Source organism: Psychrobacillus soli (assembly GCF_006861775.1).
GTDB lineage: Bacteria > Bacillota > Bacilli > Bacillales_A > Planococcaceae > Psychrobacillus > Psychrobacillus soli.
In genome coordinates this window covers 23,770-37,298 of sequence record NZ_VDGG01000001.1, presented here as the reverse complement: position 1 = coordinate 37,298, position 13,529 = coordinate 23,770, and the positions used below count along the sequence as shown (strand labels likewise).

Below are 13,529 nucleotides of genomic sequence, written 5' to 3'. Positions count from 1 at the left end.
GCATACTATCCGCATGTATTACAAACAATAGAAGCGTTACCAAACTAATTTTAGAAATTACATAGCGCAGAAAAGGATGGTGAAATAGGTGAACGAAGTAAAAGATATTGTACAACAGCTTGATAATTTAGCTGAAGAAACAGCTGGCAAGCTTGAATGGTTAGCTGGATTTGGAAAAGATCCGGAAGGTGGAGTTTCTCGTTTACTCTATACAAAAGAGTGGGTTGAAGGTCAACACGCTTTAAAAGAATGGATGGAAAACGAAGGCCTGAAAGCTCGATTTGATGATATAGGAAATTTATTTGGGACGTTAACAGGGAAAAACACAAACGAAACTGTTTTGACTGGTTCCCATGTGGATACTGTAACAAATGGCGGCCGTTTTGACGGCGCATATGGAATTGTCGCTGGAATTATAGCATTGAAATATTTGAAAAAACATTTTGGTCAACCAGTAAGAAACATCGAAATCGTATCGATGGCTGAAGAAGAAGGAAGTCGTTTTCCATACTCGTTTTGGGGTTCCAAAAACATTGTCGGCTTAGCCAAACGTGAAGAGATGGAAAGCATCAAAGACTTCGAAGGTGTTCCATTTGTGGAAGCGATGAAAAATGCGGGCTTTGGGTTCGCAGATGAATCAAAAGGTCCTCGCAAAGATTTAAAAGCTTTCGTAGAAGTTCATGTAGAGCAAGGAAGCGTTTTAGAAACAGAAAAAATAGCAATTGGTGTAGTAAACAACATTGTCGGGCAAAGACGGTATACGGTAGAAATAACAGGTGAAGCTAATCATGCAGGTACAACGCCAATGGGTTATCGGAAAGATGCTGTTTTTGCGGCGAGCCAAATGATTCATGAAATTATTTCGATGGCGAGAAAAACCGGAGATCCACTTGTGACGACGGTTGGAAAATTCGAAGCTTATCCGAACATCGTGAATGTTGTGCCAGGAAAAGTCATTTTCACAATTGATGTTCGTCATACTGATAAAGAAGCCATTATTTCTTTTACAGAACAAATGACAGCGAGAATGCAAGACATTTCTAAAGAACATGAAGTGGAAATGGATATCGATATGTGGATGGATGAAGATCCAGTTCCAATGGATCAAAAAGTCGTTGAACTTATCGAAAAACAGTGTAAACAAAATGGCCTTAATTATAAGCTAATGCACAGTGGTGCAGGGCATGATTCGCAAATTTTCGCTCCTGTTGTGCCGACAGCTATGCTGTTTGTTCCAAGTCTGAAAGGGATCAGTCATAATCCGGCTGAATTTACAGAGCCAGCAGATTTGGCAGAAGGTGTGAAAGCACTTATTGGTGCTCTTTATGAATTGGGCTATAAAGAATAACGCTGTGAATTCGATGTACAAATAAAAAATACAGGCAAACAAAGGAGAATGTAACAATGGGTTATCCTAAAGACTTACTTTCAAGCAGATCAATTATTAAACCAGGTCAATATGCTCTAATTGCACCAGAGGGGTTAGTAAATAATGTTATCCCTGGATTTGAAAATTGTAGAATTTCCATCTTAGGTTCACCGAAACTTGGTGCAAGCTTTGTCGACTATATTATCACAATGCATGAAGGTGGAAAGAACAGCCAAGGTTACTGTGGTGAAGAAGATGTACAATGCTTTGTTTACGTTATTAGTGGAAAAGTGAAAGCTAAAGCGGATGACAAGGAATACATCCTAGAAGAAAGCGGCTATTTATATTGCCCACCAGGCGTAACAATGTATTTAGAGAATATGGAATCAGGTGATTCTCGTTTATTCCTTTACAAACAAAAACACAACCCATTAGAAGGACAGAAGCCTTGGGTCGTTTCAGGACATGCGAATGCTATCGAGTATATGGATTATGATGATATGCACAACGTTCATCTTAAAGATCTTTTACCATTAGATCATGCTTTTGATATGAACTTCCACATTCTTTCGTTTGACCCGGCAGCTAGCCACCCATTTGTTGAAACCCATTATCAAGGGCATGGTGCATATCTGTTATCTGGAGAAGGTATGTATAACCTAGACAATGAATGGATTCCAGTTAAAAAAGACGATTACATTTTTATGGCGCCATATGTTCATCAAGCAGCTTATGCCGTTGGAAGAGAACCATTGACTTATGTTTATTCTAAAGACTGTAATCGAGACCCAGAACTATAATTTGGAATTTATGAGGTGTCAAATATGAGAATTACAAGAGATGACTTAAAAAGTCTAATCAAAACAAAGCTAAATAAGGCTGGACTTAAAGAAGAGCATGCAGAACAAGCAGCAGATGTCCTAGTATTTGCGGATGAACGTGGAATTCATTCCCATGGTGCCATGCGTGTAGAATATTATGCTGAAAGAATTGCTAAGGGAGGGATTAATACAAATCCTGACTTTAGATTTGAAAAAACAGGACCTTGTTCAGGGATTTTCCATGCTGATGGCGGAAACGGACATACAGCTGCTAAATTAGCAATGGATGAGTCCATTAAAATGGCAAAAGAAAATGGTATTGCTATTGTTGGAGTAAGAGATATGTCACATAGTGGTGCAATTTCTTACTTTACTCATCAAGCGGCACAAGAAGGTTTGGTTGGGCTTACAGTTTGCCAATCCGATCCGATGGTTGTTCCATTTGGAGGCGCAGAGCCTTATTACGGCACGAACCCAATTGCTTTTGCTGCACCAAGTACTGAAGATGGGAAACACATGACTTTAGATATGGCAACAACAGTTCAAGCTTGGGGAAAAATTTTGCATGCAAGATCAAAGAACGAATCTATTCCTGATACATGGGCAGTAGATAAAAACGGTGAACCAACAACAGATCCTTTTAGTGTGAACGCACTATTGCCAATTTCAGGACCAAAAGGTTATGGACTTATGATGATGATTGACGTCTTATCTGGTGTTTTACTGGGACTTCCATTCGGAAACAAAGTATCTTCCATGTACGAAGATTTAACTGCATACCGTAAATTAGGTCAACTTCATATTGTTATTAACCCGGAATTCTTCGGTGCCATTAACCAATTCAAGAACGATATTTCGCAATCAATGGATGACTTAAACAACATTAAACCTGCGCCAGGCTTCCAAAAGGTTTTATATCCTGGTCAAAATAATGACGTTGTAATTGAAGAATATAAGGAAAATGGTATTGAAATTGTAGATGATATTTTAGAGTACTTACGTTCTGATGTGGTCCATAACAATCAATATGATCATAAAGATCCATTCGCTAAGTAATTTTTTTAGCGCAAATAGGCAAAGACAAATTTAAGGGGCGATATGGGATGAGATTATCAAAAGAGCAATTGCATGAGTTAATTTCTAAAAAGCTTCATAAGGCTGGTTTAACAGAAGATCATGCTTCTGGAGTTGCGGATGTACTTGTTCATGCTGATGCAAGAGGCGTTCATTCTCATGGAGCAATGCGTGTTGAGTATTATGCTGAACGTATTGCTAAAGGTGGACTTAATAACAACCCGGATTTTAAATTTGAAAAAACAGGTCCTTGTTCAGCAATATTTGACGGTGATAATGGCGTTGGACACGTTGGGGCAAAATTAGCTATGGATGAAGCGATTAAAATGGCCAAGGAAAATGGAATTGCCGTAGTAGGTGTAAGAAGAATTGGTCATAGCGGTGCGCTTTCTTATTTTGTTCAGCAAGCAGCTGATGCCGATTTAGTTGGTATTTCCGTATGTCAGTCCGACCCAATGGTTGTTCCATTTGGTGGAGCAGAACCTTATTATGGAACGAATCCACTTGCGTTTGCTGCACCAGGAAAAGACGGTAAACATATTACTTTTGATATGGCGACTACTGTACAGGCATGGGGGAAAGTCCTTCATGCAAGATCGAAGAACGAACCAATTCCTGATACATGGGCTGTTGATAGCAACGGGGAATCAACGACAGATCCATTTAAAGTAAATGCTTTAATGCCAATTGCTGGACCAAAGGGATATGGACTAATGATGATGGTTGACGTGCTTTCCGGTATTCTGTTAGGTCTACCATTTGGAAACAAAGTATCCTCTATGTACCATGATTTAACTGAAGGTCGTAATCTAGGGCAACTTCACATCGTTATTAATCCAGAATTCTTTGCTGGACTAGGTTCTTTTAAAGAAGCTATATCTCAAACAATGCAAGATTTGAACGAAATCAAACCAGCTCCAGGATATAACCAAGTTTACTATCCAGGACAAAGAAGTGCTGAAAGAGAAGAAGCATATGAAAGAGACGGCATTGAAATTGTCGATGATATTTATGAGTATTTGATTTCAGATGTTGTTCATAATAATGCTTATGATCATAAAAGCCCATTTGCAAAATAATAGTAAAACGCTGTACAGAAGGGCGGCTTAAAAGATAGTCGCCCTTCTTGAATGGAATACAATAAATATACCAATATAATTTTTGGGATTTTTATTTGTATGCATTGCAATATTTCAATTACTTACGAATGTAGTAATTGTAGAAGTCATTCTTAGGTAAGTATAAAAAAGAAGAAGAGGTGCATTCAAACATGCTTTATACAATTGTAAAACAGAATTCCTATCAGGATTCAGTTAATTTAATGCTTCTTACGAATAAAATCTCCACAATGGAAGGCATTAACAAAGTTCAAATTATGATGGGAACTCCGTCTAATAAAGATATTTTAAAGGCTGCTGGATTATACACAGATGAACTTGAAGGTGCTGCTTCTAATGATATGTGTATCGTTGTTGATACTGACTCAGAAGAGAAAATCCAAGAAGTTCTTGATGAAACAGACAACTATTTAAACAACCAAGCAATCGCAAGCGGTAAAGAAGCTTTCGAAACTGTTCGTTCTTGGGATAAAGCGACAAATGCATTACCGGGTGCGAATCTAGCAATTATTTCTACACCAGGTCAATATGCAGCGGAAGAAGCTGAAAAAGCACTTGATAGAGATATGCACGTTCTTATTTTCAGTGACAATGTAACGGTTGAAGATGAGCGTCGTATTAAAGAAAAAGCACATGAAAAAGGTCTTCTTGTAATGGGTCCTGACTGTGGTACAGCAGTAGTTTCTGGCGTGCCTCTAGCATTTGCTAACGTTATGAAAACTGGAAAAATTGGTGTAATCGGAGCTTCTGGTACTGGAATTCAAGAAGTTACAACTGAAATCGACCGTTTAGGCGCTGGTGTTAGTCATGCAATCGGTACTGGTGGTCGTGACCTAAATGATAAAATCGGTGCGATTACAATGTTAGATGGTATTAAAGCATTGGCACAACATAGCCAAACAGAAGTTATCACATTGATCTCTAAGCCACCTGCTAAAGAAGTTCGCGACGAGGTTGTTCAATTACTTCAAAGCATTTCGAAACCAGTTGTTGCAATTTTCCTTGGGGAAGAGCCACATAACCATGAAGGCAATGTTTATTATGCTAATACACTTGAAGAAACAGCTGCGATTGCTGTTGATCTTGTGAAAGGTAACCCTATTAAGTCAAATTACAACAGCTTACAAGGTGAAGTACCTGCTGTAAACTTGAAGCCGGAGCAAAAAACAATTAAAGGTCTATACTCAGGCGGTACATTAGGTTACGAAGCAGCTACTTTAATTAGTAGTGGTCTTAACTATGATAATTCTGGTGCCCACGCGGAAGGATACCTTCTAAATGCAAATGGATTTGAAGTGATCGACCTTGGTGATGATATTTATACACAAGGTAAACCACACCCAATGATCGACCCAGATACAAGAATTCAATACTTCCAAAAAGCAGCACAAGATGAGTCAACTGCAATTATCCTATTTGACCTTGTTCTTGGATATGGTTCTCATGAAGATATGGCGGGCGCACTTATCCCTGGCATCGAAAAAATCCAAAAAGAATCACAAGCAAAAGGTAAAGACATTTACTTCGTAGCATCTGTATGTGGTACTGACCAAGACCCACAAGGCCTTGATGAGCAAAAAGCAAAATTAGCAGAAGCTGGAGTTATTTTACGCGATAGCAATAACCAAGCAGTTCTTACTGCATTAGCTATGCTTGATATTCAAATCGAAGAAGTACAAAAAGAAGTAGTACCTGCAAAAGAAACTGCAACAGTTGAAATTTCTGTTTCAGAAGCTATCCAAAAATTATTAACTGAAAAACCAAACGTAGTTAACGTTGGATTAAAGAAATTCACAGAAGCAATTACTGCTAACGGCGGAAGAGTTGTTCAGTATGACTGGCGTCCAGTTGCTGGCGGCAACCCAAGATTGCGTCAAGTTTTAAGTGTACTTCGTTAATCAAAAGAATTTATTTAAACTTCAGGTCGTAGAAATACACGACTTATGAATTTTTAGGAGGAAGCATAATGTACGGACAATTTAAAACAATTGATGAAGCAAACAGAGCCGTTATCGATAAAGTTGTATCAGGTGCACCATTTTTAGTGGATGTTGTTCCAGCGAAATCTGTTATTAAAGAATTAAATGAAAAAGTATTACTTCATGCAGGACCACCTATTAAATGGGAGAACATGACAAGCCCGATGCAAGGATCTTGTGTAGGAGCTACATTATTTGAAGGATGGGCATCTAACGCTGATGAAGCATTCAAGATGCTTGAAAATGGAGAAATCAAATTCATTCCTTGTCACCATGTGAACGCGGTTGGTCCAATGGGTGGAATTACATCTGGAAGCATGCCAGTTCTTGTTGTAGAAAATCGTGATGGCGGAAACCAAGCATATTGCACAATGAATGAAGGTATTGGTGCAGTTCTACGTTTTGGTGCCTACTCTGAAGATGTAATTAACCGTCTTGGATGGTTCAGAGATGTACTTGGACCTGTTATTTCTAAAGCGCTTAAAGTAAAAGGCGATGGATTAAACGTAAACGTTGCGATGGCAAAAGCAATTACAATGGGTGATGAGTTCCACCAACGTAATATTGCTGGTTCACTTATTTTCTTAAAAGACATCGTTCCATACATTTTACAAACAGATGTAGATGATAAAGATAAGCAAGACGTTATCCAATTCTTAGCTGATACAGACCAATTCTTCTTAAATATTGCGATGGCAACTACTAAAGCAGTAATGGATACAGCACGTGAAATCCAACATGGTACTGTTGTAACAGCAATGTGCCGTAACGGTCATGAATTTGGAATCCGTATTGCTGGTATGGGCGACCAATGGTTTACAGCACCAGTTAATACACCTCAAGGGTTATTCTTCACAGGATACGATCAAGACATGGCTTGTCCTGATATGGGTGACAGTGCTATTACTGAAACATACGGTGTAGGTGGATTCGCTATGATCGCAGCTCCTGGTGTTACACGCTTCGTAGGTGCTGGTGGTATGGAAGATGCAGTTACTACAAGTAATGATATGATGGAAATTTGTATCGATCATAACCCTAACTTCTCTATTCCAACTTGGGACTTCAAAGGTTCTGCCCTAGGAATTGACGCAAGAAAAGTTGTTGAAACTGGAATCGAACCAATTATCAACACTGGTATTGCACATAGAGAAGCAGGAGTGGGCCAAATTGGTGCAGGTACAGTTCGCGCTCCAATAGCTTGCTTTGAAAAAGCGATTGATGCATACGCTGTAAAACTTGGTCTAATCGACCCACAATAAATGTATAATTGCACTCTTTTTGGAGAGGACTATAGTTATCTAGTTCCTCTCCTTCTTTATCAAAAGGAAAATGGACACGTTCATAGCCGCTTTGCTAATGGATTTAACATTAAAATGGGCGATTCTCTTATATTTATTGGGAATAAGAAGAACGGTCTTCTGCCATTTGGAATTCATTTACGAGAAGAAAATACTTTTACTGCCGTTTCCTCTGTAAATAATGGAGATTCAGTTACTTGGAATGGAAGTACAAACTCCATTGAGTTACCAGGTGTAACCATCAGTATTGAAAAAGGCAAAAGTTTTAAAAATCAATTAACTACATTAAAAAGTGACACTATTTTTAAAGATAGTTTGGAACGATTTTGTTTGCAGTTAATTGAAATAGAAGACAGAACTGGATTGGATATTTCTTTGAAAGAATTTTTAAAGAAGTATTATGCATCTGACGAACAAAACTGGCTTGGTGCAGAAAGCTATTTGATCATGTTGATGGAAGCAGCTGAGTCGCGCGATGAAGGTTTAATAGAGAAAGTTCTTAGATACTTTCTCGGTAGAGGACAAGGCTTAACTCCTTCGGGAGATGATATGATTGTCGGGCTACTTGCTTTTGATGCCGTTTCCCATTTTCTTTCCGCTAGCTTTTATGAAAAAGTTTCCGAACTGATTGAAGGCGAATCGATTACTACCGATGTGGCAAGAGAATATTTACGGTATGCACTTAAACAGGAATTTAGCTCCACTGTTTCCAATATGGTCAATGCACTTGCAGACGGGGATGCTACTAATTTTGAGAAAGTCTTTCACGACTTAATTGGAGTTGGACATAGTTCAGGTTTGGATACGATATTAGGTATTCTGCTTGGAATGCTTACTTTTAAGAAACTAAAATAGCAATTGAAATAAATTAAGAAGTTGGAGAGTGTTTATATGAGTAAAGTCGTTCTAGCGATTGGCGGAAACGCAATCATTAAAGAAGGTCAAGTAGGTACGATTGAAGAACAACGACAAAATATTATGGAAAGCTCGGAGCCAGTTCTTGCATTAATGGAGCAAGGCCATACAGTTGTGATCACTCACGGAAATGGTCCACAAGTTGGTAATACGCTAATAAGAGGAGAAATGGCTAAATCTGTAATTCCCGAGTATCCTTTAGATGTATATGGTGCTGAAACGCAAGGTAACTTAGGATATTTAATCCAACAAACTTTTAAAAATAAAATGGCAGAACGTAATATCAATAAAACAATTGCTACAGTTGTAACTCAATCAGTTGTTTCAAGTGATGATCCTGCTTTCCAAAGTCCAACAAAACCAATTGGACCATTCTACTCTAAAGAAGATATGGAGAAAATTGTTGCAGAGTCAAACTTAACATTTGTTGAAGATGCAGGTCGTGGATATAGACGTGTTGTTGCATCTCCAAAACCAGTTAGAATCGTCGAAAAAGAAGCAATTGAAACATTGCTTAACAACGGTATTTCTGTTATTTCCACTGGTGGTGGTGGAATTCCTGTAATTGAAAATAACGGGAAAATCGAAGGCATCGAAGCTGTAATCGATAAAGACTTCGCAAGTGCATTACTTGCAGCTGATATTAGCGCTGATTATTTATTCATCTTAACTGGTGTTGAACAAGTAGCGATTAATTTCGGTAAACCAAACCAAGAAAATCTATTAGAAATGACGATTGAAGATGCACTTCGTTATTTGGATGAAGGTCAATTCCCTAAAGGAAGCATGGGACCAAAAATTGAAGCAGCGATTCTATTCCTTCAAAAAGGCGGAAAGAACGTAATCATTACTTCGATTGATAAACTGGAAGATGCAATTGCAGGAAAAACTGGTACACGTGTTGTAATGTAAGTTCAATATATCAATTACGCCTCGGCGTAATTGCGTCCAGATTTTTTCGAGCTCGCTGGAAAAGCTCCTCTAAAAAATCTGTGACATCCGCCGGAGGCTTTATCTTCGTTCAGCCGGAGTTTGAACACCCCCTGAACAGGAAAACAAAACCGCATTCATCTCGCCACCTATAGTGGTGGGAGTCTTCTGCTGAATGAAGATATATTTAGTCTGTCTATCACTACTTTCTATACAGAATGTAGCGGTAGGCAGTATTTTTATTTTTGCACATAAAGTCCTCGTATTATCTTTTCATCTAGTACATAATTGCAATAAGCAGTATGATTAGTTTTTTTAATACTTACATTATTAGTGACTGAAATACCCTGAAGATTTATAATAAGTAGTAACTACGACGATGAGACAGGAGATATCTCTATGAATAGTAAAGAAAGATATCAAATACTTTTTAATAAAATCAATCAATATAATTCAGGCGTTAAAGGAATGACAAGAGTTGCCTATACAAATGAAGAACAGGCATGTACACAAGCGTTTATGCGAATGTGTAAAGATGAAGGATTAGATATCCGAATAGATCCATGTGGAAACGCAATCGGGAGAAGAGAAGGCAGAATAAAGGGGCTTCCACCTGTATTAATGGGATCTCATTTGGATACTGTTTATCAAGGCGGAAAGTATGACGGGGTAGTCGGAGTTACTGCTGCATTGGAAGTTATTAAGCGACTGAATGAAAAAGGAATCGAAACAGATCATCCAATTGAAATTATTTCATTTGCCTGTGAGGAGTCTTCTAGGTTCGGTGTATCCACTTTAGGAAGCAAGGCGATGGCCGGGACATTTGATAAGGATAAAGTTAGGCACTTAAAAGACCATAATGGAGTTACATTGGAAGAGGCACTTTCTTTATGTGCACTTGAAATTGACAGTATTGAGCATGCAAGTAGGACAGACGAGGATATCAAGGCTTTTTTTGAATTACATATAGAGCAAGGTCCAGTATTAGAGAACGAAAATAAAAAGATTGGTATTGTTACTGGAATAGCGGCTCCGGTTAGATTTTCTATAAGAATAATAGGAACCCCTTCACATTCTGGTACAACACCAATGAATATGCGAAATGATGCGCTTCTTGGTGCATCCCAAATAGCCTTGGAGCTTGAAAAAATAGCAATAAATGAACAAAAATACGGAACAGTTGCTACTGTTGGTGTTTTAGATATTCAAGCTGGTGCGATGAATGTAGTGCCAGGAGAAGTAGAAATCAAAGTTGACATTAGAGGGACCTCATTAGAATCACGACAGCGCGTGTTAGATCATCTAAATCAAACGATTGAATTAGTGAAAAGAAACAGGCAGTTAGAAATCCTTAGTCAAGAAATAATCTCCGAGGAACCAGTATTACTGTCTACTGAAATTACTAATACAATGGAAATGATTTGTAAGGAACAGGATATACCATTTAAAACAATGCCAAGTGGAGCGGGCCATGATGCGATGAACATGGTAAAGCTATGCCCTACTGGACTTATCTTTGTTCCATCTGTAAATGGTCTTAGTCACCATCCAGATGAGTATACAGATCATGATGATATATTAATAGGTATCGATGTATTGGAGAAAATTGTAATTCATTATTCTAAGATGGATTCGAAAATTTAGGGAAATAAGTGAGTGAGTAAATAATTCTCACCTCAATAAATAAGTAAAGATAGAACCACTTCTCAAAATTAGAGAGGTGGTTATTTTTTTGTTTTGGAAATTTAAAATGCTATATCTGTGGATAAATTTTCACTTGTAATGTAATTAAGTTTAGTCACTTTTTAATCGAAGGCAGTATAGGGGGATACTGCGCTGTATATTGCTCTATTAGGATCCACTGTGATTTCCGCTGCAGGACGGACGCTTTCCGTGGGGTGAGTGATGAGCCTTCACCGCCGTGTAGTTGTGAAGTCTCATCTTACTCACACAGAGGAACAAAGGCTAAGAACGCCACATCGTGTGGCAACGCCTTTGTGACCAACCTCCTATTGGGCCTCCTTCGGAGTCGCCGCACTCCAGCGAAAATCAATGGAAAAACACTAATTTATCAGTGTCCGATATTAACAATAAGTGGTTGAACGAGACAATCTTGCCTTGGAACACGACAAATTAGTCGAGCAGATGCCAGCCAGGCAAAATCGGCGGGCTTTTCGTCATATTATTTCTATAATATGACGAAACCATGGTCGTCTCAATACAAGTAAACTTGCTATTGTAAGAAATTAGTTGCTTTCATCGGCAATTTAGTTGCTCTCATGCTGATTTTAGTGGCTTTCATACTGAAATTAGTTGCTTTCAATAGCTTTTTGATTGCCCTTAGCCATTCTTTGGAATTTTGCTCGAAGGTGTGAGACCCTGCAATAGCGTTAGCGACGTAGCGGCTCATCACTCGACCGGTGGAGCGGTCCCTTATTGAACTTGCGACATCCCATTAATATTAAACATCCAACTCCGGAGCCTGACTGTTATCTCTATGTAAAGAGAGAAAAGAAACCACGACTGAATATCATGGTTTCTTTTCGTCAAAATATTAAACCCACTTTGTAGTGATCACTTTTTTCCGCGTGTAAAATTGCACTCCATCTTTACCATTGGCATGCAGATCTCCATAGAAAGAATCTTTCCATCCAGAGAATGGGAAGAAAGCCATTGGAGCGGGAACGCCAATATTTACTCCTAACATACCTGCATCGATTGTTTCCCGGAACTTGCGAACACTTCCACCATCATTGGTGAAGATACAAGCACCATTCGCAAAACGTGATAGATTGCTTAAATCAATTGCCTCTTCCAAGTTTTTTACTCTAGAAATCGACAATACTGGCGCAAAAATTTCTTCCTGCCATATTTTCATTTCTGAAGTTACATGATCAAAGATAGTAGGTCCTACAAAATATCCCTCTTGTTTTGCAGCTTCATCTAGACGACCATCACGGACAAGTTTAGCTCCTTCTTTTTCGCCACTTTCGATAAAGCCAAGTGTACGAGCTTTATGATTGTCACGAATGACTGGTCCAAGGAATATCCCTTCATCCAATCCGTTTCCAATCTGAATTTGGTTCGCTTTTTCTGTAAGTAATTTAATAAACTCATCCGCTATGGAATCTTCTACCGCTACGACAGAAGCTGCCATACAACGTTCTCCAGCAGAGCCAAATGCAGCATTCATAATTTGAGTTGTCGCATTTTCTAAATTCGCATCACTCAAAACGATGGAGTGATTTTTTGCTCCTGCTAGTGCCTGAACACGTTTCAAGTTATTAGTTCCTCGTTTGTAAACATACTCAGCAACAGGTTGAGAACCAACAAAAGAAATGGCTGCTGTTTGTTTATGATCCAATAAACTATTTACTACATCATGTGCTCCATGGACAATATTAAATACGCCTTCTGGTAATCCTGCTTCTTCCAGTAGCTCTGCCAAGCGATTTGCAAGTAATGGCGTTCGTTCTGATGGTTTCATAACAAAGGTATTTCCAGTAGCAATAGCCATTGGGAACATCCAGCAAGGCACCATCATTGGAAAGTTAAATGGTGTGATCCCAGCAATAACCCCGATCGGATAGCGATATATTCCAGATTCCAACTCGGTGGCAATCGATGGAAGTGATTCACCCATCATTAATGTTGGGGCACCTGCAGCGAATTCCACATTTTCAATTCCGCGCTGCACTTCACCGTATGCTTCCGCAAAATTTTTACCGTTCTCTATCGTGATTAATCTAGCAAGGTCGTCATGATTGTCTACTAATAATTGCTGATATTTAAATAGAATACGGGCACGTTTTGGAACGGGGACATCTTTCCAAGTTTTGAATGCTTCTGCGGCAACCTCAATAGCATAGTCTGTATCTTTTGTCGTTGAAATTGGGACATGGGCAATGACTTCACCTGTTGCTGGATTATAGACTTCAAGTGATTGATCAGTATTTGCCTCTATCCATTTACCACCTACATAGTTTTTTAGTACTTTTAATGTTGTTTGTGTCAATGAAAAA

General features: G+C 38.7%; 10 protein-coding genes. 9 read left to right on the top strand and 1 reads right to left on the bottom strand.

All coding sequences use genetic code 11. The features are described 5' to 3' along the window. The first annotated feature begins 88 nt into the window (after positions 1-88). From allC to FG383_RS00115, 9 genes are all read left to right on the top strand, one after another. Positions 89-1,348: an allantoate deiminase gene (gene allC, locus FG383_RS00155; RefSeq protein ID WP_246096757.1), complete on the top strand. Its 1,260-nt coding sequence runs from the start codon at positions 89-91 to the stop codon at positions 1,346-1,348. Between the two features lie 56 nt (positions 1,349-1,404). Beyond that, a complete protein-coding gene (allE, locus tag FG383_RS00150; protein WP_142604829.1) occupies positions 1,405-2,169 on the top strand; it encodes a (S)-ureidoglycine aminohydrolase in 765 nt (254 codons plus the stop codon). A 24-nt stretch (positions 2,170-2,193) separates the two neighbouring features. Next, positions 2,194-3,246, top strand: a complete 1,053-nt coding sequence (allD, locus tag FG383_RS00145; protein ID WP_142604828.1) for an ureidoglycolate dehydrogenase — start codon at positions 2,194-2,196, stop codon at positions 3,244-3,246. Between the two features lie 47 nt (positions 3,247-3,293). Then, a complete protein-coding gene (gene allD / locus FG383_RS00140) occupies positions 3,294-4,343 on the top strand; it encodes an ureidoglycolate dehydrogenase (RefSeq protein WP_142604827.1) in 1,050 nt (349 codons plus the stop codon). Between the two features lie 191 nt (positions 4,344-4,534). Then, on the top strand, positions 4,535-6,280 hold the full coding sequence (gene fdrA, locus FG383_RS00135; protein ID WP_142604826.1) for an acyl-CoA synthetase FdrA: 1,746 nt from the start codon (positions 4,535-4,537) through the stop codon (positions 6,278-6,280). Between the two features lie 68 nt (positions 6,281-6,348). Beyond that, the gene (locus FG383_RS00130; protein ID WP_142604825.1) at positions 6,349-7,623 is read left to right on the top strand and encodes a YlbE family protein; all 1,275 of its coding nucleotides are present in this window, start codon (positions 6,349-6,351) and stop codon (positions 7,621-7,623) included. A 114-nt stretch (positions 7,624-7,737) separates the two neighbouring features. Beyond that, positions 7,738-8,517, top strand: coding sequence for an oxamate carbamoyltransferase subunit AllH family protein (locus FG383_RS00125; RefSeq protein ID WP_185907798.1), 780 nt, complete (start codon positions 7,738-7,740; stop codon positions 8,515-8,517). A 36-nt stretch (positions 8,518-8,553) separates the two neighbouring features. Continuing rightward, positions 8,554-9,489 carry a carbamate kinase gene (arcC, locus tag FG383_RS00120; RefSeq protein WP_142604823.1) on the top strand — a complete coding sequence of 312 codons (936 nt, stop codon included), beginning with the start codon at positions 8,554-8,556 and terminating at the stop codon, positions 9,487-9,489. Between the two features lie 417 nt (positions 9,490-9,906). Then, positions 9,907-11,151, top strand: a complete 1,245-nt coding sequence (locus FG383_RS00115; protein ID WP_142604822.1) for a Zn-dependent hydrolase — start codon at positions 9,907-9,909, stop codon at positions 11,149-11,151. Between the two features lie 910 nt (positions 11,152-12,061). Here the strand turns inward: FG383_RS00115 and FG383_RS00110 are convergent. Continuing rightward, entirely contained in the window at positions 12,062-13,522 is a 1,461-nt protein-coding gene (locus FG383_RS00110) for a CoA-acylating methylmalonate-semialdehyde dehydrogenase (protein WP_142604821.1), read from the bottom strand. Positions 13,523-13,529 lie beyond the last annotated feature (7 nt).

Coding starts and splice junctions, on each gene's coding strand:
- allE (WP_142604829.1), top strand. CDS start 1,405: ATGGGTTATCCTAAAGACTTACTTTCAAGCAGATCAATTATTAAACCA.
- allD (WP_142604828.1), top strand. CDS start 2,194: ATGAGAATTACAAGAGATGACTTAAAAAGTCTAATCAAAACAAAGCTA.
- allD (WP_142604827.1), top strand. CDS start 3,294: ATGAGATTATCAAAAGAGCAATTGCATGAGTTAATTTCTAAAAAGCTT.
- fdrA (WP_142604826.1), top strand. CDS start 4,535: ATGCTTTATACAATTGTAAAACAGAATTCCTATCAGGATTCAGTTAAT.
- FG383_RS00130 (WP_142604825.1), top strand. CDS start 6,349: ATGTACGGACAATTTAAAACAATTGATGAAGCAAACAGAGCCGTTATC.
- FG383_RS00125 (WP_185907798.1), top strand. CDS start 7,738: ATGGGCGATTCTCTTATATTTATTGGGAATAAGAAGAACGGTCTTCTG.
- arcC (WP_142604823.1), top strand. CDS start 8,554: ATGAGTAAAGTCGTTCTAGCGATTGGCGGAAACGCAATCATTAAAGAA.
- FG383_RS00115 (WP_142604822.1), top strand. CDS start 9,907: ATGAATAGTAAAGAAAGATATCAAATACTTTTTAATAAAATCAATCAA.